The following is a 23,627-nucleotide window of genomic DNA, read 5'->3' on the forward strand; positions in this document are numbered from 1 at the left end:
TTTTGTGAACTACCTGTTTATTGGGTTCTCCTAATAGCATAGCAACTGAGAGAACTCAAGTTATTGTATTTCATAAAATATTTGTCCCATATCTAATTTGTTATTTATTTTCATATGTATAAAAAAATCCTTAGATAAAATGATTTTTATCTAAGGGTTTTTATCTAATTAGCAGTTTTAATTTTCATCCAAGCATCATCATATAATTTTAATGAATCACCTAAATCAACAAAAATTTCACATTTATCTAAAACATCTTTTGGTGGATAAATTCCTTTGTCATTTTTAATATTATCTTCTAACATTTCATAAGCTGCTTTATTAGGTGTTGAATATCCTATATAATCAACATTTTGTTTTGCGTTTTCTGGATCACAAAGAAAATTAATTAATTTTTCAGCATTTTCTTTGTTTGGAGCATCTTTTGGAATAACCATTCCATCAAACCATTTATTAGATCCTTCTTCAGGAATAACATATTTTAATTTAGGATTTTCTAATCTTATATAAGCAGCATCTCCAGACCATACAGTTGCCATAACGGCTTCTCCAATAATCATTTTATCTTTAACTTCATCTACATAATAAAGAGGTGAAAGATTTTGCTTTTGCTTTACTAATTCTTCAGTAGCAGCATTTATTTCATCAGAATTTGTACTATTTATAGAATAACCAAGTTTTTTTAATCCTATAGCTAAAGTATCTCTCATCGAATCAAACATTATTAATTGTTTATTATTATATTTTTCGTTCCATAGGATATCCCAACTTTTAACAGGCTCTTTGACCTTATCAGGATTATAGATTATTCCTATTGTGCCCCACATATAAGGAACAGAATATTTATTATTTTTATCATAAGATAAATTTTTATAAGAATCATCAATATATTTATAATTTGGGATAGTATTAAAATCTAATTCTTCTACCATATTTTCTTGTATCATTTTTTCAATCATGTAATCAGAAGGTATAACTAAATCATAACTACCAGGAGTACTTTTTAATTTTTGATACATTATTTCATTTGTATCATAAGTAGAGTACTGAACATTAATACCAGTCTCATCTTCAAATTTTGATAATAAATCTTCATCAATGTAGTCACCACAGTTATAAAAATAAACTATACCATTTTTACCAGCATTATTGTTAGAACATCCAGAAAAAAGGCTTAAAGTTAATAAGCTAGCTAATGCTAGAGTACTGAATAATTTAAATTTTCTCAAATTGTTCACCCCTCATAAAATTTTGTTTTTTGTTTACTATTATTAATAAAGTTAAAACAGTTAAGAACATTAATGTTGAAAGAGCATTAATTTCTGGTTTTATACCTCTTCTAGCCATAGAATAAATTTCTATAGATAAATTAGTAACTCCAGGTCCTGTTGTAAAGAAACTTATAACAAAATCGTCTATTGACATTGTAAATGCCATAAGGAATCCTGATATTATGCCTGGTTTTATTTGAGGTAATATAACTTTTCTAATAGCATATAGTGGAGTAGCACCTAAATCTTCAGCAGCTTCAACAGTATTTTCAGGTATTTGTTTTAATTTTGGAAGAACTGAAAGAATTACATAAGGAATATCAAATGTAATATGTGATAATAACATAGTTATAAATCCAAATTTTAAATTTATGAATATAAACATACACATAAGTGCAATACCTGTGACTATATCTGGATTTAAAACAGGTAAATAGTTAACATTTAAAACAAAGGACTTTTTTCTTCCTCTCATTTTACTTATACCAATTGCACTTATTGTACCTATTATGGTAGCTATAATTGAAGCAATGATAGCTATTAATAAAGTGTAATAAAGTGCAGACATAAGTCTATCGTTATTAAATAATTGTTTATACCATTTAAATGTAAGTCCAGTCCATCTGCCCATAGTTTTTGATTTATTAAATGAAAATACCATCAAAGTAATGATAGGTGTATATAAGAATAAAAATATAATAGCTAAATAGAATTTCTTAATAAAACTTTCTAATCTATTTACCATAATTGCCCACCACCTTCTTTGCTGTCATCATTTTCAAATTTAGAAGCCATTCCCATAAATATTAGAATAATTATCATCATTAATATTGAAATTGCAGATCCAAAATTCCAATTACCCATTGTTGTAAATTGTTGCTCAATTACATTACCGATTAACATGTATTGCCCACCACCTAATAATCTTGAGATTACAAAGGTAGAAACAGCAGGCATAAACACCATAGTAATACCAGAAATTATTCCAGGCATACTAAGTGGCAAGATAACTTTAATAAAAACTTTAAATCGATTTGCACCTAAATCATATGCAGCATTTATTAAATCTTGATCCATCTTTATTAATATTGTATATATAGGAAGAACCATAAATGGTAAGAAGTTATAGATCATTCCTAATAAAACAGTACCATCATTATAAAGAAAAGAAATAGGGGCTATACCTAGTTTACTAAGTAATAAATTTATTAAACCTGTTTTTCCTAATATAGGTACCCAAGCATAAGTTCTTAATAAAAAGTTCATCCACATAGGTAAAATAAATAACATTATTAAAAAATTTCTTTTATCTAAATTTGCTTTTGAAATTATATATGAAACAGGGTATCCGATGATTAAACAAGCTATAGTTGATTTTAGCGCTAGCAACATAGATTGTTTAATTATATACACATATTGAGAATTAAATAAATTATTATAATTATTTAAAGAAAATGAATAACCTGATTCAGTTTTTGTGGTTAAGCTAAAAAATAAAACTATAATTAAAGGAATAACTATAAATAGTGCACTCCATATAAAGTATGGATATGCTAATGTTGAAGTATTTTTTTTATGCATTATCATCACTCTTTTTCATAATATGTATATCTTCAGGATTGATATCTAATCCTATTTCATTATCAATATCTACAGATTTTGTATTGTGAAGAATGAATGTAAAATCATTAACTTCTACTTGCATTTCATAGTGAACTCCTTTAAACATTATAGATTTTACTATTCCTTTAAGCATTCCTCTTTCAGCTTTAACAATTTTTATATCTTCAGGTCTTATTACTACATCAATACTTTCCATTTTTTCAAAACCTTTATCAACACAATTAAATTCTTTATTACAAAACATAACTTTATAATCATCAATCATAGTTCCTGTTAAAATATTACTTTCACCAATGAAATCTGCAACAAAAGCATTAGCAGGCTCATTATATATATCTTCAGGACTACCCATTTGTTGAATAATTCCTTTATTCATAACAATTATAGTATCTGACATAGTTAATGCTTCTTCTTGATCATGAGTTACAAAAATAAAGGTAATACCAAGTTCTTGTTGGATCTTTTTTAATTCTATTTGCATCTCTTTTCTAAGTTTTAAATCTAATGCCCCTAAAGGTTCATCTAGAAGTAGTACTTCTGGTTTGTTAACTAAAGCTCTAGCAATTGCAACTCTTTGTTGTTGTCCACCACTTAATGAAGTGATGCTTCTTTTTTCAAAGCCTTTTAATGCAACTAACTCTAACATTTTTTTAACACTTTTTTTAATCTCATCTTTAGGCAATTTTTTCAACTTAAGTCCAAAAGCAACATTTTCATATACATTCATATGAGGAAATAATGCATATTTTTGAAATACAGTATTTACTTGTCTTTTATAAGGAGGAAGATTAGATATATCTTTATTTTTAAATAAAACTTCTCCTATATCAGCTGTTTCAAATCCAGCAATTATCTTTAATGTTGTTGTCTTACCACAGCCACTGGGTCCTAGCAGTGTTAAAAATTCATTTTTTTTAATAGTTAATGATAAATTATCTAATATTTTTTGTTCACCATAAGATTTACTTACATTATTTAGTTTAATTATACTATCGCTCACCAAAAGCACCTCTCTCTAAAATTTAAAATGATGGTGGAGTACTTATCCAAATAACTTTTGCTGATGTTCTACCAGCATTAGAAATATAATGATTAACTTTTGGTTTAAAATAAAAGCTTTCATTCTTTTTTACCTTTAATTTTCTTTTTCCTAAGTGTAGATAAATACTTCCAGATAATACATAACCAAATTCTTCACCATCATGTGGTTCCTCTTCAATATATTGACCACCAGGATCAATAGTAATCATAATTGGCTCCATAGCATTTTTTTGAGCATTAGGCACAAGCCACATTAAAGAATATTTTAGTTCTTCATCATCTGTTTTAAACATGTCATCATTACTAAATATAACTTGTTCTTCTTTTGTTTCACTAAAAAACTCATTTAAACTAGTTCCCAAGATTTCTAATATGTCCATTAAAGTAGCAATTGATGGAGAAGTTAAATCATTCTCAAGTTGAGAGATGAATCCTTTAGATAACTCACATCTATTTGCTAATTCTTCTTGGGTTAATTGTTTTTCCATTCTTAATATACGAATTTTTTCTCCAATTTCCAAAATATACACCTACCATCGAATATATAATATACTCACTTTTACTAAACCTTAAGTTTAAAATTACTAAACAAACAATGATATTATATAAACTTTATAAATAAAAATCAATATTTTTTTAGTAAAAAATGAAAAAAATATTCTTTTTAATCCTTTATTTAACTTAATTATAAAAATTATGTTTAGTATTAGATAAATTCTAGTAGACATATACTAAGGGCAAAAAAAATTTTATTTTCTAAACAGAAATAAGAAAATATACATATAAAGATGATTTTAACATTTATTTATTCTATAAATATTGATAAAAATAAGAAAGTATGAGATATTTAAGGTAACATAATAAAGAAATTATTAGGTGATTTTATGCGAAAAGAACATGAACTGTATAGAAGAAATGGTAAATTAGTATATATAAAGCAACCTGAATATAAAGAATTAGCTTTTATAGCAAAGTTATGGAACGATGAAGAAACCATGAAAGATATTGGGGGAGTATATAAATTTACAGAAAATAAGTGGGAGAGTTTTTATAAAAAGATGGTATCTCCAACTGATGGAAGAAATTTTTATTGTCTTATATATACAGCTAAAGATGAACCAATTGGTGAAGTTAGTTTTCATGGTTATGATCCTATAACTAAAATAGCAAGATCTAATATAAAAATTTACTATAGGTATAGAAATATGGGATATGGTAAAGAAGCTATGCGATTAATGTTAGAATATTACTTTATTGATTTTGAAGGGAAAATGATATTAGATAAGGTTAGCAATGAGAATTCAAAAGGATTTGCTAATAAATTAGGATTTAAAAAAAGTGGAACATATCAAAATGAAACAACGTTCAAACTTACTAAGAAAGATTTTTTCTGTTTTAAAGATTCAAACATAAAAAATGTTTCATTTATTATATATGATAATATAAACATGGTAAATTATACTTTGTTTTGGGAGATATTTAATGAAGCAAATAAACTATCTAATAAAAAAATATTTAATTTTAATATAATTTCATTAACTGAAAAGGTTAAGTATAATAATAATTTAAAATTAGAAGTAAATTCATCTAATTTTAATGTTTCAACTTCAAATATTATAATTTTACCAGATTCAACAACTATAGAAAATATATTAAAAAATGAAAATGCTATAAAAATAATATTAGAAGCATACAATCAGTGTGATTATATATGTGCTATAGGAAGCTCAGTAGCTATATTAGAATATATGAAATCTTTAACAGGAATATCAATTCCTAATATAGAAAATTTAAGTACATTAATAAATAGTAATAGATTAAATAGAATAAAAGTAACTAATGAAAACTTTGTAGATAATGGAAGGGTGATGATTGCATCCAACTTGATGGGAACTATAGAGATGATTTTATCAATAATATTTAAGATATCAGGAAAAGATTTAGTAAGAAAATTAGAGAAGAAATTAGGTATAAATATTACATGATAATGTAGAGAATTTGATTAAAATTAGCTAATATTGTACAATATAAAAAAGCTTATTATAAAGGATTGAGGTAAATGAGCTCTAAAAAAGCTAAGATGGTTAGTATAATTATTGTAGCAATACTTAGCATAACTGCAATATTTGTAATGCATAAATTTATAGGAAATGGCTCTAAAGATATTGAAGCTGCTAAAAGTTTTATAGAGAATTTATATGTAATAAATGCAATTGATAACAAAGAAGATTTAAAAAATATAAAGTACAAGAGAGTAAAAACCGTTGGCAATAAGAATAAATTAATATATAAAACTATAATGGCAAATTCTTTTGGAATAGATCTAGATAAAAATTATAATGTTATAGGTTTTGCTAACAAAGATATTAAAAAATATGATAATGAAATATCATATTATGAAGCTAAAGAAAAATCAGATGAATATTTAAAGAAGATATATAATAAAGAGCTAGACTTTAGAGGTTTAAAGAATGATAAAGCTTCAGATAGTCTTCCGTATTATTCTTTTGTATATTTAAAGTGTAAAGACGGATATCCAATATATTCGGATAAGATAATAGTATGCATAAATAAATATAATGGTTTACTAGAAAATTATACCAACTCATCTATTCAAAGAAAATTCAAAGATTCTATAATAAATATATCACAGGAAGATGCAGAAAAAGAAGCAATAACTTTATTTAATGAATTAAATTACAGTGGAGAAATTGTTAATTCAACTGAATTAGTATATTCAGAACATAAAACCAAAAGTGAAAAAGACTTAAAGTCTGAACTTTGTTATCTTATAACAGTTAAAGGAAAGGATCAGAATGCTGCAGAATTTACAAATAAATTTTTTATAAGTACACAGTCGAAAGAAGTAATTCGTGAAATAAAATATGGTACAGAAAATTCTGTAATAACTGATTAATTAAAAATTTTAAATTAGATAAGGTAAATAAAAAAATGTAATGATTAAAAATCATTACATTTTTTTTATTTAAATAGGCTATTTCCATTCATCAACATTTGTTAATTCAGGAATAGATGATGATTTAAATATAGGTTCTTTTATTCCTGATTTTTTTTGAGTTATATAATCAGCTAATGCTTTGAATGCAAGTTTACCAAGTAGAGCAATTGCAATCAAGTTCGTTATTGCCATAAATGCCATAAAAGTATCTGCTAAGTTCCACACTATATTTAAGTTAGCTATAGTACCAAAAAATACCATAAAAGCAACAGCAATTCTATATACTACTATATATACTTTTTTCTTACTTAAAAAACCAATATTAGATTCTCCATAGTAGTAATTACCTACTATAGAACTAAAAGCAAATAACAATATACAAATAGCAATAAATATACTTCCAAAACTACCAATTTGAGAGCTTAAAGCATTTTGAGTTAATTGTATACCTGTTAATTTACCAGATAAATCTATATCTGAAAGTAGAATTATAAATGCAGTACAACTACAAATTATTATTGTATCAGTGAAAACTCCAAGTGTTTGAATTAAACCTTGTTTAACTGGATGAGTTACATGAGCAGTAGCAGCTGCATTAGGTGCACTACCCATACCAGCTTCGTTAGAGAATAAACCTCTTTTTATTCCGATCATTAAAGTTCCACCAAAAGTTCCACCAATAGCTTCTTTTAAACCAAAAGCATTTTCAAAAATTAATACAAATAATCTAGGAATATCAGTGAAATTCTTGAATACTACAAATAGGGCTACTAATATATAAGCAATTGCCATTATTGGAACAATTACTTCAGAAATTTTAGCTACTCTATGTACTCCACCAAATATAATTAACAAAGTTAAAACTGTTAAAATAATACCTACTGTTATTTGGTTTATTCCAAAAGCTTCATTCATAGCTAAAGAAATAGTATTAGATTGAACAGAATTAAAAACTAATCCATAAGTTATTGTTATTAATATAGAGAAGAAAATTCCCATCCATTTTTTATTTAACCCTTTTTCCATATAATAAGCGGGTCCACCTCTAAAACTACCATTTTTATCTTTAACTTTGTATATTTGAGCTAATGTGGATTCAACAAAACTTGAAGCAGCTCCAATTAAAGCTATGCACCACATCCAAAAAATAGCACCAGGTCCACCAATTGATATAGCAATTGCAATACCAGCTAAATTACCAGTTCCAACTCTTGATGCTGTACTTATGCAAAAGGCTTGAAATGATGACACACTTCCTTTTTTTCGTTCAGATGTAACACCATCACCTAATAACCTAAACATTTCTTTTATAAGTTTAAATTGAACAAAATTTGTCTTGTAAGTAAAGTATAGTCCTAAAATTATTAATAATGCTATTAGGATGTATGTATACAAAAAGTCATTGAAATTTACAAGTAAATTATTTAAAATATCCAAATTTATAATTCCTCCTTCATTAGAAAAAAATATGTCGATTAATATAATTTTATATTGAAAAAACAAAAAATGCAAGAATAATAATTAAAAAATTCAAATTTAAAATACTATAATTATCAAAGTGTTAATTTAAGTAGAGGTTATAAGGATTAAATTTATATGATAAATATAAAATGAAGGTGTTTAATATGATTTATTCATTTTAAAATATAAATAAATTTATTTAATTATATTTTATGCTATATGATAAATACGATACAAAATTTTTTTATTTTAATAAAAAAAACGATACATTAGAATTTTAAATGTATCGTTTTTCAACAAATTATTGATTAGGTTTTAATATTGAATCAGTCTCATCAACAGGTGGCGGTTCAGGGGATGATTCTTCAAAAGGTCCATTATTATTTGGAATTTCCACTTCACTTTCTTCATTTATATTTGGTGGAGAAAGCTCAGGACTAGCCCCATCAGTATAATCATCCTGTGAATGTGGAAGCACATACATATAATCCTTAGTTAATGGATTAGGATATTTTTTATTTAGAAAAACTCTATTTTGAGTTAATAATGCAGGAGTATTAGGTCCAGCTAATTTATTATTAATTCTATTTATACGTCCGATAACATGAGTACTGCATGTTTCATGTGGTTCAGTTCCTTCAATGAATAATTCATCTCTTATTCTGTTACCTCTAGGATCATTACTACATAAATCTGATGGAAGCTTACCAGAATCTTCACATACAGCAACATGAACAATTCCTTCAGGTTCCTCCAAATCTTTAACTTCCTTATTTTTATGAGCTTTAGCCATTATTTTTCCCCATAAATTTGCACATACAGTACCAGAACCACCAAATACAGTTTTAGGGTTATCATAACCAACCCAAACTGATCCAGATAGGTAAGGAGTAAGTCCTGCAAACCATAAATCCTTTGCATTTGTAGTTGTACCTGTTTTACCAGCCACAGGCATATCACTCCATTTAGCAGGAGCACCACCATAGAAATTAACAGGTCCCTTTAACAAATCATACATTATATATGCTGTTTGTGGTGAAAAAACGTGTTTTTCCTTAGGTTTTGATTTTAGTATAGTGTTACCTTTTGAATCAACTACCTTTGTGTAAAGTAGAGGTTCTACGTAATCACCATCATTACCAAAGCTTCCAAATGCAGCAGCTAATTTATAGGTATTACCACCATCTCTGTCATTAGGAGCATTGTTAAATTGTCCTAATGCAACAGTAGCTATAGAAGTTTTAGATGCACTATTATATACAAGTCCTAAATCTTCTCCATAAGATATTCCTGTTTTTAAACCTATAGTATCTGCATTTATAATAGAACACGTATTTTTAGAATACATTAGCCCTTCACGTGCAGGTATAAGTCCTAGATATTGATCAGGAGAATTTCTAAGTATATTTGGAGGAGCATATGCAGGATATTTTTTTGTTAATTCTGGTGATAATGGTGCATCATCTGTTACAGTTGCAGCAGTTATTATTTTTTGATCTATACCAGGTCCATATACAGTAAGTGGTTTAGTAGTAGAACCAATAGGTCTTAAATCGTCATATGCTCTATTATTTGATTGAGGGAGTTGTTTACCTCTGCCTCCAACCATAGCAAGAACTTTACCATGTCTATAATCAATTATTGTTGCAGAAGCTTGTAATAATGGAATATTATTTTCATCATAAGTTTCTGAATTTCCAACGTGTAGATTTTCATATTTATCTAAAGTTTTTTGAGTGAAATTTTGTAATTTTCTATCCATGGTAGTATAAATTTTTAATCCACCATTAACAATTAATCTAGATACTTCTTCATCTGTATATTTATATTTTTCTTTTAAATCTCTTTTAACTTGAGATACAGCTGGATAAACAAACCATTCATAATTTAATCTAAAATCTTTTTTGCTTGGTTTAAATACTAATTTACCATTATTAATATCTTCAACACCTTGGTTATAGTCACTTTCTGAAATGTATCCTAACTCATGCATTTTAGATAGAACAGTTAACGTTCTATTGATATATCTAGATGGATCCTTTTTATTATCTTCATTATAAGCACTATAATAAGTTGGAGCTTGGGTTATACCTGCTAAATAAGCACATTCAACTAAACTTAAATCTGAAGTACTTTTACTAAAATATAATAACGAAGCAGCCTCAACACCATATACTTGCCCACCAAGTGGTATAGTATTTAAATATGCAGTAATTATTTGATCTTTATTCAATTGTTTTTCAAGATCAAGAGCTAAATAAATCTCTTTTACTTTCCTTTTTATAGATACTTCATTAGTAAGAACAGTATTTTTTAGAAGTTGTTGAGTTAAGGTAGAAGCACCATGTAAACCTCTTTTACCAGTTAACATTTTTTTTGCATCTGTTAGTGCAGCACCTAGTATTCTTCGAATATCTATCCCTTTATGCTTAAGAAAACGTTCATCTTCAATTGATATAAAGGCATTTTTTAAATTATCTGGAATTTTATCCGATGTTATTACATAGCGTTCTTCATTTGTATGTAAGTTATCCATAAGTTCACCCTTATTATCATATAAGCTTGAAGGTTGGTTTAATGTTAAAACATCTTCAACATTTAGAGGGGGAGTAGTTTTTATAATTGCGAGTAAATAACCAGCACCTACAACACATACTAATAAGACTAAAGTTAAAATGCTAAGTACAATTCTTTTAAAGATAGTAGAAGCAGTTAATTTTTTTGTTTTATTTTTTTTCTTTTTTCTTACTTTAGTAGTATGTTTACTATTCTTTTTCTTTGTTTTATTTGGAGTTTTTTCAGTCGACATTCTATCCTCCTAAAATTACGTTAATTATTAAATAATATTCTATATTATTATAGCATACTTATAATAAGAGTAAACCAATAACTCTTTATAAAGGTAGCGATATGAGATATTATACAAAGCGAAAAAAACGAAAATATATTCCAATTATAGTAATTAGTATAACCTTTGTTATTGTATTCAATTCAATAGCGTTATTCTTAGATAATAAAGTTATGCCAGCGTTAGACAGAGTATCTGAAATGACTGTAAGATCAAGAGTACTTAATATAATTAATAGTAATAGTATAAAGCTTTTTGCAAATGAGTTTAACTATGATGAAATGATAAAAATAGAAAAAGATAATGCTGGAAATATAACTCTTATGCAGGCTGATACTGTTAAATTAAATTATCTAGCATCCAAATTATCTATAGAATGTGATAAAGAATTACAAGAGCTTAAAGATATGAAAATAAAAATACCATTAGGATGGTTTACTGAAAATAGTATTTATTATAATTTAGGTCCTAAAATAGCTATTAGAGTTGAAGATGTGGGAAATATTAATGCAAATTACGAATCAGAATTTGAAAGTGCAGGAATTAATCAAACCAGACATAAGATATATCTTAATGTTGAATCAAAGGTTAGAGTGATTTTGCCATTTAAAACTAATGAAATTGAAGTAATTACAAAAGTACCGGTATCAGATACAATAATAGTAGGTAAAATACCTGAGACTGCAATTGACTTTAAACCTGGTAACTAAAAGAAGCCTTGCTTATAAACAAGGCTTCTTTTTATGCTGATAATTATCATATGTAAAATGAATGATGATTTATTCCCAATTGAATACATAAGGAACATTTCTGTAGTGATCTCCATAATTTAATCCATAACCAACTACAAAAAGATCTTCGATTGTAAAACAACAATAATCAGGAACTATTTTTACTTTTCTTCTAGATGGTTTATCAAGTAAAACACAAGTTTTCACAGAAGCAGCACCTAAATTTTTTACGTGATTAACAACAAAATCCATTGTTATACCAGTATCAACTATATCATCTACAATAAGAACATCATATCCTTCGATGTTATCAGGAATATCATTAACAACTTTAATTTTTCCAGATGACACTTCATCATGACCGTAGCTTGAAGTAGTCATAAATCCTATTGTAGCCTTTGTATCTATTGCTCTAACTAAATCCGCTGCATATATAAAGCTTCCTCTTAATAAAGATAAAACGTAAAGGTTTTTATCTTTGTAATCTTCAGTTATAATTTTACCCAATTCTTCTATTCTAGCATTAATTTTTTCTTTAGAAAAAAGTATGTTACGCTTTTTATTATCCATGCTATTCTGCTGTTAAAATCTAAAACTCAATAAAGATTTAACAACAGGTCACCTCCTCTAATAATATCTCATTTAAGTTTCTTTAAAGTATTTTAATAGTATAAAATATTAGTAATATTGTCAAGATGGATGTATTATTATTTTATTGTTAGGAATTTATATTCTTTTAATGCTTTATTTACAAGGAAATATTAATAGTATAAAATTATATGAAAGTTCTTAAGATAAGGTTGGTATAGTTTATTATTTGTGAATTTATATCAGTGTTAATTTGATGGAATATTATATATATGATAAGTTATAATGATAATATGAAAATTAATATAAGAATTAATATAAGAATATAAAATTAAAATAATTTAATAACTTTTACGGATTTTTATAAGATTTAAATTTTGAGGTGATTTTTATAATGATAGAAGGAAATATTGATGGAATTAGAAATTCTATTTTAAATGAATTAGAAAGGATACATTCTATTAAAACTTCTAAAGATGAAATATGTAATTTAGAAATTTTAAATATAATTGCTAGAGTATCAGCAAGTATTGAAAGAGAAGTAAGTGTAGCAATAAACAGAAAAGGGAATGTTACATCAGTAGCTATTGGAGATTCTACTTCGGTTCAGGTACCTTTAATAGATATAAGTGAAAAAAGATTATCTGGAGTTAGAGTTATACATACTCATCCTAATGGTTATTGTAATCTTTCAGCATTAGATGTAACTGCACTTTTAAAACTAAAGTTAGATGCTATTGTGTCTGTGGCAATAACTGAAGATGGAGATATAAAAGATTTTTCGTTAGGTCTTCTTAGATTATATAATAATAAATTAGAGTATGATGAGAATATGAATTTATCATTAGATGAAATCATATCTATAAATATATTAGACAAAATTAATTTTATAGAAAATTTAATAAAGACTAACGAAATTATAGAAGAAACTGGTGAAAAGGCTATATTAGTTGGTTCTGATACAAAGGAAAGTTTAGAAGAGTTAGAAGAACTTACTAAGGCGTGTAATATTCCAGTTTTACAAACAGTGTTTCAAAGTAGAAATAAAATAGACCCTTCATTTTTTATAGGAAGAGGAAAGGTATTAGAGATAGCTTCTATCAGACAAATAGAAAGGGCTAATGTAGTGATTTTTGATGATGAACTAACAGGTTCACAAGTTAGAAATCTGGAAGCAGCATTAGGAGCAAAAGTTATAGATAGAACCACATTAATTCTTGAAATTTTTGCAACTAGAGCCAAGAGTAGAGAAGCTAAAATACAAGTTGAACTTGCTCAACTTAAATATAGATTAAGTAGACTTCAAGGACTTGGAACAATACTTTCAAGAACTGGGGGAGGTATTGGAACTAGAGGACCAGGAGAAAAGAAGTTAGAAACAGATAGAAGACACATAATGGAAACTATTTATGATTTAAGAAGAGAACTTAAAAAAGTAAAAAAGACTAGAGAAGTTCAAAGAGAAAAAAGAAATAAAGAAAGTATTCCTAAGGTTTCATTAGTTGGTTATACTAATGCAGGAAAATCTACTTTAAGAAATGTTCTTTGTAATTTATCAGCAAGAAAAGATACTGTAGGAAAACAAAAAGTATTTGAAGCTGATATGCTTTTTGCAACACTTGATACTACAACAAGAGCTCTAACATTAAAAAATAAAGGAGTAATAACATTAACAGATACAGTTGGATTTGTTAGAAAATTACCACATGATTTGGTTGAGGCATTTAAATCAACCTTAGAAGAAGTTATATTTTCAGATATTTTATGCCATGTAGTTGATGTATCTTCAGAGACAGCAATAGAACAATATAAAGCAGTAAATGAGGTATTAACAGAGTTAGATGCTATTGATAAAGAAACAATATTAGTTTTAAATAAAATAGATAAAGCAAGTGACGAACAGATAAATAATTTTATTAATTTTATAGAAGATAATGAAATTAATACAGAACAATTAATAATAAGAATATCAGCAAAACAAGAAATAAATTTAGAAGACCTTTTGGCATTAATAGAAGAAAAGCTTCCTTATAATTATAAAAAGGCAGAGTTTTTAATTCCTTATGATAAAAGCAATATTCAATCATTTTTACACAGAAATGGTAGAGTTATTAGTGAAGATTATAGAGAAGATGGAACATTTATGATTGTTGAAGTTGATGATGAAGTATATAACAAGACTAAAGAATATATATTAAATATATTAAATTAGTAATGAAATTATAGAGTTTTTAAATTTTAGTTTTAGAGTTAATTTTCAAAGAAATTCTTAGAAAAAATGGGATTTATGCATATATGTGTGTGTATATTCCGTTTTTATAACTAAGAATTTTTTTATATATTAGTAGATTAAACTCCCTATATATAGAACATTTCGTGTATTTAAGATATAATGTTTAAATAAGGAAAAGGAGCGAATTTTAATGTTAAAATCAATATTAGAGTATCAAAAGTCATTTCAAAAGTTGGTAAATGATTTAAAATTTAATAAAAAAGTTTTAGCTATATTTGCTTTTGGAAGTATAATAAGTGGGGATTTATGGGATGAATCTGATATAGATTTATTTGTTTTGTATAAAGATAATTTTGATGAAATCAGAGATGTATATTCAGAGATGTTAGGTATAGATATTCATATAAAATTATTAAGTAAACAAAGCTTTTTAAATTTATATAAGAATAATGGGAAAAAAGGATTTGCAAGAAATTTATTATTATCTTCTAAAATTGTATTTTCAAGAGATGACGAAATAACCTTAACTTTTAATGAGGCAAGATATAGTTTAGATAAACATATTGAAAAATGGAATTTGGTTTATTTAGGAAAATTGATAAAGGATCTTAGAATAACTAAAAAATATTTATATAATGATAGTATATTTACATCATATGAAATTTTAATAAGAGCTTTAGATAGTTTTTCGAAATTGTATTTAAACTTAAATGGATATACGGTAAGTAAAGATGCTGTTAGAATGGCAACGAATTTAAATGATGATTTTAATAAGGTAATAAATAGTTTGTTTTATGAGCCAATGTCAAAAGAAAATATAGAAGAAACCCTAATATATATTGAAAAATTTTTAGAATTAAATATATTTACAGCAACTAAAGCATTAATAGAATTTTTAAATGAAAAGAAAACTTTTTTAAGTTCATATGAAATAAAAAATGATATTAGGTTTAAAGAATTTGACATAAAAATAGAGGATATACTAAAAGAATTATTAAAAAGGAATTTAGTAAAAAAAGATGTAAGAAAATTAGATATAGATGATAGTAAAAAAATTAATGAAAATGTATATTCATGTAAGAATTATAATTTTTAGATTATAGAGGTAATTATAATGGGGAATTATATAAATTTATTTGAAGAGATTAAATTTAAAGAAGAAGTGCCTAAGTATATTCAAATATCAAATTTTATAAAAAATCTAATAGAAAAAAAAGCGATAAAAGATAAAGAAAAATTACCTACAATAAGAGAATTATCTAAAGTTTTAGGCGTTAATTCAATTACTATTGTTAATGCATATAAAAGGCTAAAAGCAGAAGGATATGCTTATCAAAAAGTTGGAAGTGGAACATATGCAAAAGTAAAAGAATTACCTAATGTATTTAGGAAAGAGTATTCAAATACATTAAAAAAATTAAGAATAGATGAATTACCTAACATAGTGGATTTTACAGGTGAAACTAATATAGAAGTTTTATTTCCTATAAAGGATCTGAAAGAAATAATTGATAAAGTTTTGGAAAGAGATGGTGTCAATGCACTTATATCTAACAATTCATATGGATATAAAAATTTAATAACAACGATTAATAGTGCTTTTTGGGACAATCAATTGAATGAAGAAGATATTCTTATTGTATCTGGTGCTCAACAAGGAATAGATATAGTTTCAAAAGGAATTTTAAATATAAATGATAATATAGTAGTAGAAAAACCCACTTATGGAGGTGCCTTATCAGTATTTAAATGGAAAAAAGCAAACATATTTGAGGTACCAATAAAAGAAGATGGATTAGATTTAGACAAGTTTGAAAAGATTCTTCAAAAAAACAATATAAGATGTTTCTATACTATGAGTTATTTTCAAAATCCAACAGGAATAAGTTATAGTTTAGAAAAGAAAAAAAGGATTTTAGAATTAGCTGAAATATATGATTTTTATATAATAGAAGATGATTATTTATCAGAGCTTATATATGAAAAATCAATAGAATATATTCCTTTTAAATGGTTAGATAGAAATGAACGTGTTATTTATATAAAGAGTTTTTCTAAGATATTTTTACCAGGAATAAGGCTTGGATATTTAGTTACACCTGAGATTTTTAGAGAAAGTCTTCAGAATTCAAAATTTAATACAGATATAACCACTTCAAGCTTAATGCAAAGAGCTTTAGATTTATATATATATGAAAATAAATGGAAACAAAATATTAAGAATTTAAATGTTGAGTATAGTAAAAGATATAAAATAATGCAAAAAATATTAGATAGAGATTTTAAAGATTTGATAAGCTATATTGATCCTAAAGGAGGATTAAACTTTTACTTAACTTTAAGAGATGGTAAAATAACTTCTAAAGAGTTATTTTTTAGATTAAGAAAAAAAGGAGTTTATATAACTCCAGGAATAATGTTTTTTACATCTCAAAATGATGGACAAAATACATTTAGAATAGGCTTTTATCAAACTGATGAAAATAAAATTATAAAGGGTCTTAATATTTTAAGGGAGGAGCTAATTGAATGCCATATATAACTATAAGAAATTTTGGTGAAGATAGATTTGAAGAAAAGAAATCTGAATTTATAGGATATGCGAAAAGAGTAGAAAATGAAGAAGAAGCTAAGGCTTTTGTTAGTGAAATAAAAAATATGCATAAACAAGCTAGACATAATTGTTGGGCTTATGTTATAGGGGAAAACATGAATATACAAAGATATTCTGATGATGGAGAACCTCAAGGAACAGCAGGAATTCCTATATTAGAAGTTATGAAAAAGAGCGGAATAACTGATTGTGCAGTAGTAGTTACAAGATATTTTGGAGGGATTTTACTTGGAACAGGGGGACTTACTAGAGCATATACAAAAGGAGCAAGTATAGCAATAAAATGTGCTGGAGTAGTTGAAAAAGTTATTGGAGTAAACCTAAGTCTAGAAATGGATTATGATTTATTAGGTAAAGTTCAATATGTATGTGCTCAAAATTTATGGCATATAGAAGATACAGAATATACAGATAAAGTTATCATAAATATATTAGCTGAAAAAGATATTTTAGAAGATATAGAAAAAGAAATGACGGAATGTAGTAGTGGAAAAATAATAATATCTAAGAGCGATGAGGAAATTTATTTTAAAGAAGACAATAGATTATATAAGTGTATATAATTTACATATAATAGCAATTACTTGAATATGAAGTGTTGTTATGATATAATTTTTGATGATTTTTATATTTGAATCTATTATAAAATAAGTATAAATTAAAATATGTTATTGTGATTGAAATTTATAATAACAATTATTTTTAGTTAGATTTAGTAATACAATTTATATATTTAAATTAGGCATATGAAAATAAATAATAAGTCAAAGACGCCACAGATATTTTGAGAAATACAATGACTTGGGCCTACTAATAGTTATGCTATTAGTAGGTTCTAAGGAAGATGCAGTTCACAAAATAAATTGGCATACTGATTAATTGTTTATTTGAATGTGCCTCAAAGTAAGGAGGAAACAATATGTCAGGACACTCAAAGTGGCATAATATTCAAGCTAAGAAGGGTAAAGCAGATGCGAAAAGAGGTAAGGTCTTTACAAAAATAGGTAAAGAGTTAATGGTAGCTGTTAAAAATGGTGGACCTAATCCAGATATAAACAATAAATTAAGAGATGTTATTGCAAAAGCAAAGGCTGCAAATATGCCTAATGATACTATAACAAGATCAATTAAAAAGGCATCAGGTGAATTAGGAGCAGTTAACTATGAAAATATAGTTTATGAAGGTTATGGCCCAAGTGGAGTAGCTGTAATTGTTGAAACACTTACTGATAATAAGAATAGATCAGCTGGTAATGTAAGAAGTGCCTTTACAAAAGGTGGCGGAAATATGGGTACATCAGGTTGTGTATCATTCATGTTCCAACAAAAGGGAGAAATTGTAATAGAAAAAGCTGATAGAGATGAAGATGAAATGATGATGATGGCTCTTGATGCAGGGGCAGAAGATTTTAATTCTGATGAAGATGAAGTATTTGTAATTACAACAACTCCAGAAGATTTTTCATCAGTTAGAGAAGCATTAGAAGCAGAAGGAATAGAATTCTTAGAAGCAGCAGTTAAAATGATACCAGATACATATACAGCAATTAACGAAGAAGACGCTAAGAAGTTCCAAAAGATGTTAGACTTACTTGATGATGACGATGATGTTCAAGAAGTTTACCACAATGCTGAGTTCCCAGAAGGATGGGAAGAATAAACTTATTAGCTTAGATAAATCAAAGTCCAACAAGCTTTGTGAAAAATTGTAAAGACTAATATTGATTATGATATACATTAATGTATATGAAGTTTTAGAAACCATTTTCTATCTATGATTAGATAGAAGGTGGTTTTTTGTTTTAAAAATAAAAAGTAACTTGTTAATAAGGAGACAAGTTACTTAAATAATAAAATTTATGATAAATGGATTTTTAATTAATAATCTCTTTGTATTGAGTTATATATATATATTATTTAAATATGGTATGAATTTTATTTTTAAAATATATCATTTTTATAATAATATTAGTATGAAAATTTTTAAAACGTACTAATACTAATATTTATATAAAATAGCATAATTTTGCGTCTTATGCTCATAATATTAATGACAATTTAGATTTTTAAATTATGATTAAATAACTAGAGTATAAAGATTATATATAAATAAAACAATAAATATGATTAAAAAAACAAATAATAGATACTTGTTAAAATATATTAACTATTTACTAATTCTTTAACTAAATTTTTATCTACTAATAGATTATTACAATCAATTTTATCAGGTCTTGTAAGTAATGATGCACTTTTTAAGTAGATACATCCATCTATTATTTTACTAGAATCAATTTCTTTAGTGGGATCTTCTTCATAAACTTCTTCTAAAGATTCATATTTTGTTAATACAACGATTCTTCTGCAAGCGTCATCATATTGATCAAATATATTAAAAAAACTGTTATATGTATCAAAAGATTTTATTGAAGTAACTACCTTTAAATATAAATTATATTTTTTAGCAGCATCTAATGCATTAATATAATTGTTGTTCATATAATTTATCTCCTTTTATTATTTAATTGTGTTTTTAACATATTGAAATCTTTGTAAAAAGTATATAAATATTAAAAATATTATATACTTTATATTTTTATAAAAACATAAAGTAATTATATCATGAAGGTATATAGCAATGCTAAAACATTATATAAAAAATATATAAATATTTAATTACTAAAAAGTCACATTTTATAGTTTTAGCATAAATATAAAGTGATAAATAACATAAAAGTATATTTATTATAAATTAGAAAAGAGTACATTAATTTAGATATATACAGGCTTTAAAAGTATTTATTTCAATAAAATATTATTTATAAAAAATTAAACTAATTAAAAAAATCCATAAAAAATTTAAAAAGTAGTAGTAATTGAATTTAAAATATAGTAAAATGTACAATATCAAAAGATTAAGAATAGCTAAACTATGAGTTAAGTATTTGTAAGAATTTCTAAAAACATACAAAATTTAAGAGGGATTCTTAGAATTTTATAAAGGATTATTTAAAATAAAAGTTTATGATTAATCGAATAATAAAGTGTTATTTTTATAGAGAAAGGTTGTGATGTTAGGGTTGGAAAACAAGCTGAAATTATACGGCTTTAACAACCTCACCAAAACACTTAGCTTTAACATCTATGATGTATGCTATGCAAAAAGTGAGCGAGAGCAAAAGGACTATATTGCTTACATTGATGAGCAATACAATTCAGAAAGACTTACAAATATTTTGTGTGATGTAACGGAAATGATAGGTGCACATGTACTTAATATTTCAAAACAGGATTATGATCCACAAGGTGCTAGTGTAACTATACTTATATCAGAGGAGACACTTGCAGTAAAGGAAATAGATAAATCTTGTAATCTTGGGGAAATTGATATTTTAAAGACAAGAGATACTGTCGTTGGACATTTAGATAAAAGTCATGTTACCGTACACACTTATCCGGAATATCATCCAGATAATTCTATTGCTACTTTTCGTGTAGATATTGATGTATCTACTTGTGGAGAAGTTTCTCCATTAAATGCATTAAATTATCTTATTGGAAGTTTTGATTCAGACATTATAACAATCGATTATCGTGTCAGAGGTTTTACTAGAGATGTTGATGGAAAAAAGCTATTTATAGATCATAAGATAACATCAATACAAGATTATATTGATGAAAGCACTTTAAATAAATATGATGCGATGGATATTAATGTATATCAATCAAACATATTTCATACAAAAATGTTAATTAAAGAAATTGAACTTCAAAATTATCTTTTTAACAGAGATGTTTATGAAATTAAGCCTAAGCAAAGGCTTGAAATTGAAAACAATTTACGTAAAGAGATGATAGAGATTTTCAGTGGAACTAATATATATTGATGACGGGGATGAGAAAATGAAAGATAAAGAATCTCACTCAAAGGCTCCAATTTATGAAGCTTTGATGAAGTATAAGAAAGCAAGGGTTGTACCATTCGATGTACCTGGACATAAGCAAGGAAGAGGAAACCCTATGCTTAAAGAATTTTTAGGAGAGCAATGCCTTTCTGTTGATGTAAATTCAATGAAACCATTAGATAATCTTTGTCACCCAGTATCAGTTATAAAAGAAGCAGAGGAACTTGCTGCTGATGCTTTTGGTGCTAAACATGCCTTTTTTATGGTAAATGGAACTACTTCAGCAGTACAAACGATGATAATGAGCGTTTGTAAAAGAGGAGAAAAGATTATAATGCCTCGAAATGTACACAGAAGTGCCATAAATGCTTTGGTAATTAGTGGTGCGATCCCTATTTATATAAATCCAGGTGTTAATAAAAAGCTTGGAATACCACTTGGAATGTCTGTTGAAGATGTAAAAAAGGCAATTAAAGATAATCCAGATGCAAAGGCTATACTTGTAAATAACCCAACTTACTATGGCATTTGTTCTAATTTAAAAGAGATTACTAAAATAGCACATAAAAATGGAATGTATGTTTTAGTAGATGAAGCACATGGTACTCATTTTTATTTTGGAGAAGATATGCCTATATCAGCTGTAGAAGCAGGGGCAGATATGGCAGCAGTTAGTATGCATAAGACAGGAGGATCATTAACGCAAAGTTCATTCTTGCTTTTAAATTGCGATTTATGTATTGGATATGTAAGGCAAATAATTAATTTAACTCAAACAACAAGTGGGTCATATCTTTTAATGTCTTCTTTAGATTTAGCAAGAAGAGACCTTGTACTTAATGGAAAAGAAATTTTTAATAAAGTTAAAAATCTTGCTCAATATGCTAGAGAAGAAATAAATAAGATAAAAGGATATTATGCTTTTTCAGAAGAATTAATAGATAATGATGCTGTTTTTGATTTTGATAGAACTAAATTGTCTATATTTACGAGAGATATAGGGCTTGCAGGTATAGAAGTATATGATATTTTAAGAGATGAATATGGAATACAAATAGAATTTGGAGATATTGCTAATATACTTGCTATTATATCAGTAGGTGATAGAGCTTTAACTATAGAAAGATTAATATCAGCTCTTTCAGAAATTAGAAGATTGTATTCAAAAGATAAAGCAGGAATGTTTGATCATGAATATATAAATCCAGAGGTTTTACTTACACCACAAGAAGCATTTTATTCTTCAAAAACATCTATACCGATGAATGAGAGTGCTGGTAGAGTATGCGCTGAATTTGTAATGTGTTATCCACCAGGAATACCTATTCTGGCACCAGGTGAGAAAATAACTAAAGAGATTTTAGAGTATATAAGTTATGCAAAAGAAAAAGGATGTTTTTTAACTGGAACAGAAGATGTAAAAATTGAAAAGATTAATGTAGTGGAGGCAGAATAAATGGAATTATGGTATACAGAAAAGCACACAGAAGATGTAAAGCTTTCAATTAGAATTGATAGGGAGTTATATAGTGAAGAAAGTGAATTTCAAAGAATTGATATTTTAGAGTCAAAAGAATTTGGAAGGATTTTTACCTTAGATGGTTTAATGATGGTAACTGAAAAGGATGAATTTATTTATCATGATATGATAGTTCATGTTCCTATGGCAACTAATCCTAATATAAAAAATGTTTTAGTTATTGGTGCAGGCGATGGAGGAACTATAAGAGAACTTACAAGGTATAAGAGTATAGAAAAAATAGATATGGTTGAGATAGATGAAAGAGTAGTTGAAGTGTGTAAAAAGTATTTGCCTAAAACAGCATGTAAGCTTGATGAAGAACGAGTTAATATTGTGTATGAAGATGGATTGAGATTTGTTCGTAATAAAGAAAATGAATATGATTTAATAATAGTTGATTCAACTGATCCTTTTGGACCAGGAGAAGGATTGTTTACCAAAGAATTTTATGGTAATTGTTATAAGGCTTTAAGTGAAGAAGGAATATTAGTTAATCAACATGAGAGTCCGTATTATGAGTATTATTCAAGATCAATGAAAGATGCTCATAAAAAAATACAAGGCATATTTGAAATACACAAAGTTTATCAAGCACATATTCCAACATATCCATCAGGACATTGGTTATTTGGATTTGCTTCTAAAAAATATGATCCAATCAAAGATTTTGATGCAAGGTCTTGGGAAAATTTAGGTATAAAAACGAAGTATTACAATACTGAGCTTCATGTAGGGTGTTTCGCATTGCCTACTTATGTAAACGAGTTACTTGAAGGAGATACAGAATAGAAATAAATAAAAAGGAGAAAACTATACTTATATAGATGAATT

20 protein-coding genes are annotated in these 23,627 nt (G+C 26.4%); 11 read left to right on the forward strand and 9 right to left on the reverse strand.

Annotation, left to right across the window (positions count from 1 at the left end; all coding sequences use genetic code 11):
• Positions 1-164: 164 nt before the first annotated feature.
• Genes BGI42_RS04595 through BGI42_RS04615 form a run of 5 tightly spaced genes read right to left on the reverse strand, consistent with a single transcriptional unit; the run spans position 165 to position 4,456 of the window.
• A complete protein-coding gene (locus BGI42_RS04595; protein WP_069679193.1) occupies positions 165-1,229 on the reverse strand; it encodes an ABC transporter substrate-binding protein in 1,065 nt (354 codons plus the stop codon).
• Positions 1,216-2,016 (reverse strand): ABC transporter permease, encoded by an 801-nt coding sequence (locus tag BGI42_RS04600; RefSeq protein ID WP_069679194.1) that lies wholly within the window; start codon positions 2,014-2,016, stop codon positions 1,216-1,218. The genes BGI42_RS04595 and BGI42_RS04600 overlap by 14 nt, the downstream gene beginning before the upstream one ends.
• On the reverse strand, positions 2,010-2,852 hold the full coding sequence (locus tag BGI42_RS04605; protein WP_069679195.1) for an ABC transporter permease: 843 nt from the start codon (positions 2,850-2,852) through the stop codon (positions 2,010-2,012). The genes BGI42_RS04600 and BGI42_RS04605 overlap by 7 nt, the downstream gene beginning before the upstream one ends.
• Positions 2,845-3,897 carry a spermidine/putrescine ABC transporter ATP-binding protein gene (gene potA, locus BGI42_RS04610; protein ID WP_338028396.1) on the reverse strand — a complete coding sequence of 351 codons (1,053 nt, stop codon included), beginning with the start codon at positions 3,895-3,897 and terminating at the stop codon, positions 2,845-2,847. The genes BGI42_RS04605 and potA overlap by 8 nt, the downstream gene beginning before the upstream one ends.
• A gap of 19 nt (positions 3,898-3,916) precedes the next feature.
• Positions 3,917-4,456 (reverse strand): helix-turn-helix domain-containing protein, encoded by a 540-nt coding sequence (locus BGI42_RS04615; RefSeq protein WP_069679197.1) that lies wholly within the window; start codon positions 4,454-4,456, stop codon positions 3,917-3,919.
• A gap of 363 nt (positions 4,457-4,819) precedes the next feature.
• Between BGI42_RS04615 and BGI42_RS04620 the strand changes: the two genes are divergently transcribed.
• Both BGI42_RS04620 and BGI42_RS04625 read left to right on the forward strand, forming a co-directional pair.
• Positions 4,820-5,920: a GNAT family N-acetyltransferase gene (locus BGI42_RS04620; RefSeq protein WP_069679198.1), complete on the forward strand. Its 1,101-nt coding sequence runs from the start codon at positions 4,820-4,822 to the stop codon at positions 5,918-5,920.
• A 74-nt stretch (positions 5,921-5,994) separates the two neighbouring features.
• Positions 5,995-6,852 (forward strand): YcdB/YcdC domain-containing protein, encoded by an 858-nt coding sequence (locus tag BGI42_RS04625; RefSeq protein ID WP_069679199.1) that lies wholly within the window; start codon positions 5,995-5,997, stop codon positions 6,850-6,852.
• A gap of 78 nt (positions 6,853-6,930) precedes the next feature.
• On the opposite strand, the gene BGI42_RS04630 is transcribed toward BGI42_RS04625, so the two are convergent.
• Both BGI42_RS04630 and BGI42_RS04635 read right to left on the reverse strand, forming a co-directional pair.
• Positions 6,931-8,331 (reverse strand): alanine/glycine:cation symporter family protein, encoded by a 1,401-nt coding sequence (locus BGI42_RS04630; protein ID WP_069679200.1) that lies wholly within the window; start codon positions 8,329-8,331, stop codon positions 6,931-6,933.
• 325 nt (positions 8,332-8,656) lie between these two features.
• The gene (locus tag BGI42_RS04635) at positions 8,657-11,164 is read right to left on the reverse strand and encodes a transglycosylase domain-containing protein (RefSeq protein WP_069679201.1); all 2,508 of its coding nucleotides are present in this window, start codon (positions 11,162-11,164) and stop codon (positions 8,657-8,659) included.
• A 101-nt stretch (positions 11,165-11,265) separates the two neighbouring features.
• Here BGI42_RS04635 and yunB point away from each other — a divergent pair, with 101 nt between their 5' ends.
• On the forward strand, positions 11,266-11,913 hold the full coding sequence (gene yunB, locus BGI42_RS04640) for a sporulation protein YunB (protein ID WP_069679202.1): 648 nt from the start codon (positions 11,266-11,268) through the stop codon (positions 11,911-11,913).
• A 69-nt stretch (positions 11,914-11,982) separates the two neighbouring features.
• Here yunB and hpt read toward each other — a convergent pair whose 3' ends face one another.
• Positions 11,983-12,504, reverse strand: coding sequence for a hypoxanthine phosphoribosyltransferase (gene hpt / locus BGI42_RS04645; RefSeq protein WP_069679203.1), 522 nt, complete (start codon positions 12,502-12,504; stop codon positions 11,983-11,985).
• A gap of 412 nt (positions 12,505-12,916) precedes the next feature.
• Here hpt and hflX point away from each other — a divergent pair, with 412 nt between their 5' ends.
• The 5 genes from hflX to BGI42_RS04670 all read left to right on the forward strand — a co-directional run bounded on the left by hflX (position 12,917) and on the right by BGI42_RS04670 (position 19,029).
• On the forward strand, positions 12,917-14,734 hold the full coding sequence (gene hflX / locus BGI42_RS04650) for a GTPase HflX (protein ID WP_069679204.1): 1,818 nt from the start codon (positions 12,917-12,919) through the stop codon (positions 14,732-14,734).
• Between the two features lie 211 nt (positions 14,735-14,945).
• Positions 14,946-15,851 (forward strand): nucleotidyltransferase domain-containing protein, encoded by a 906-nt coding sequence (locus tag BGI42_RS04655; RefSeq protein WP_069679205.1) that lies wholly within the window; start codon positions 14,946-14,948, stop codon positions 15,849-15,851.
• Between the two features lie 18 nt (positions 15,852-15,869).
• On the forward strand, positions 15,870-17,297 hold the full coding sequence (locus tag BGI42_RS04660) for an aminotransferase-like domain-containing protein (protein ID WP_084023840.1): 1,428 nt from the start codon (positions 15,870-15,872) through the stop codon (positions 17,295-17,297).
• Positions 17,285-17,932, forward strand: a complete 648-nt coding sequence (locus BGI42_RS04665) for a YigZ family protein (RefSeq protein ID WP_069679206.1) — start codon at positions 17,285-17,287, stop codon at positions 17,930-17,932. The genes BGI42_RS04660 and BGI42_RS04665 overlap by 13 nt, the downstream gene beginning before the upstream one ends.
• Positions 17,933-18,288: 356 nt before the next feature.
• The gene (locus tag BGI42_RS04670) at positions 18,289-19,029 is read left to right on the forward strand and encodes a YebC/PmpR family DNA-binding transcriptional regulator (protein WP_069679207.1); all 741 of its coding nucleotides are present in this window, start codon (positions 18,289-18,291) and stop codon (positions 19,027-19,029) included.
• A 503-nt stretch (positions 19,030-19,532) separates the two neighbouring features.
• Here BGI42_RS04670 and BGI42_RS04675 read toward each other — a convergent pair.
• Positions 19,533-19,868 (reverse strand): hypothetical protein, encoded by a 336-nt coding sequence (locus BGI42_RS04675; RefSeq protein WP_069679208.1) that lies wholly within the window; start codon positions 19,866-19,868, stop codon positions 19,533-19,535.
• Positions 19,869-20,437: 569 nt separating this feature from the next.
• On the opposite strand from BGI42_RS04675, the gene speD reads away from it, so the two are divergent.
• From speD to speE, 3 genes are read left to right on the forward strand one after another with little or no spacing between them, the layout of a single operon-like run.
• Positions 20,438-21,256, forward strand: a complete 819-nt coding sequence (speD, locus tag BGI42_RS04680) for an adenosylmethionine decarboxylase (protein WP_192875387.1) — start codon at positions 20,438-20,440, stop codon at positions 21,254-21,256.
• Between the two features lie 16 nt (positions 21,257-21,272).
• Positions 21,273-22,730 (forward strand): aminotransferase class I/II-fold pyridoxal phosphate-dependent enzyme, encoded by a 1,458-nt coding sequence (locus tag BGI42_RS04685; protein WP_069681030.1) that lies wholly within the window; start codon positions 21,273-21,275, stop codon positions 22,728-22,730.
• Positions 22,731-23,585, forward strand: coding sequence for a polyamine aminopropyltransferase (gene speE, locus BGI42_RS04690; RefSeq protein ID WP_069679210.1), 855 nt, complete (start codon positions 22,731-22,733; stop codon positions 23,583-23,585).
• Positions 23,586-23,627: the final 42 nt, after the last annotated feature.

The sequence above is a fragment of the Clostridium taeniosporum genome, from assembly GCF_001735765.2.
GTDB lineage: Bacteria > Bacillota > Clostridia > Clostridiales > Clostridiaceae > Clostridium > Clostridium taeniosporum.

Coding starts and splice junctions, on each gene's coding strand:
- speE (WP_069679210.1), top strand. CDS start 22,731: ATGGAATTATGGTATACAGAAAAGCACACAGAAGATGTAAAGCTTTCA.
- BGI42_RS04605 (WP_069679195.1), bottom strand. CDS start 2,852: ATGCATAAAAAAAATACTTCAACATTAGCATATCCATACTTTATATGG.
- BGI42_RS04670 (WP_069679207.1), top strand. CDS start 18,289: ATGTCAGGACACTCAAAGTGGCATAATATTCAAGCTAAGAAGGGTAAA.
- yunB (WP_069679202.1), top strand. CDS start 11,266: ATGAGATATTATACAAAGCGAAAAAAACGAAAATATATTCCAATTATA.
- BGI42_RS04635 (WP_069679201.1), bottom strand. CDS start 11,164: ATGTCGACTGAAAAAACTCCAAATAAAACAAAGAAAAAGAATAGTAAA.
- BGI42_RS04685 (WP_069681030.1), top strand. CDS start 21,273: ATGAAAGATAAAGAATCTCACTCAAAGGCTCCAATTTATGAAGCTTTG.
- BGI42_RS04625 (WP_069679199.1), top strand. CDS start 5,995: ATGAGCTCTAAAAAAGCTAAGATGGTTAGTATAATTATTGTAGCAATA.
- BGI42_RS04620 (WP_069679198.1), top strand. CDS start 4,820: ATGCGAAAAGAACATGAACTGTATAGAAGAAATGGTAAATTAGTATAT.
- BGI42_RS04655 (WP_069679205.1), top strand. CDS start 14,946: ATGTTAAAATCAATATTAGAGTATCAAAAGTCATTTCAAAAGTTGGTA.
- BGI42_RS04600 (WP_069679194.1), bottom strand. CDS start 2,016: ATGGTAAATAGATTAGAAAGTTTTATTAAGAAATTCTATTTAGCTATT.
- hflX (WP_069679204.1), top strand. CDS start 12,917: ATGATAGAAGGAAATATTGATGGAATTAGAAATTCTATTTTAAATGAA.
- hpt (WP_069679203.1), bottom strand. CDS start 12,504: ATGGATAATAAAAAGCGTAACATACTTTTTTCTAAAGAAAAAATTAAT.
- BGI42_RS04675 (WP_069679208.1), bottom strand. CDS start 19,868: ATGAACAACAATTATATTAATGCATTAGATGCTGCTAAAAAATATAAT.
- BGI42_RS04665 (WP_069679206.1), top strand. CDS start 17,285: ATGCCATATATAACTATAAGAAATTTTGGTGAAGATAGATTTGAAGAA.
- BGI42_RS04660 (WP_084023840.1), top strand. CDS start 15,870: ATGGGGAATTATATAAATTTATTTGAAGAGATTAAATTTAAAGAAGAA.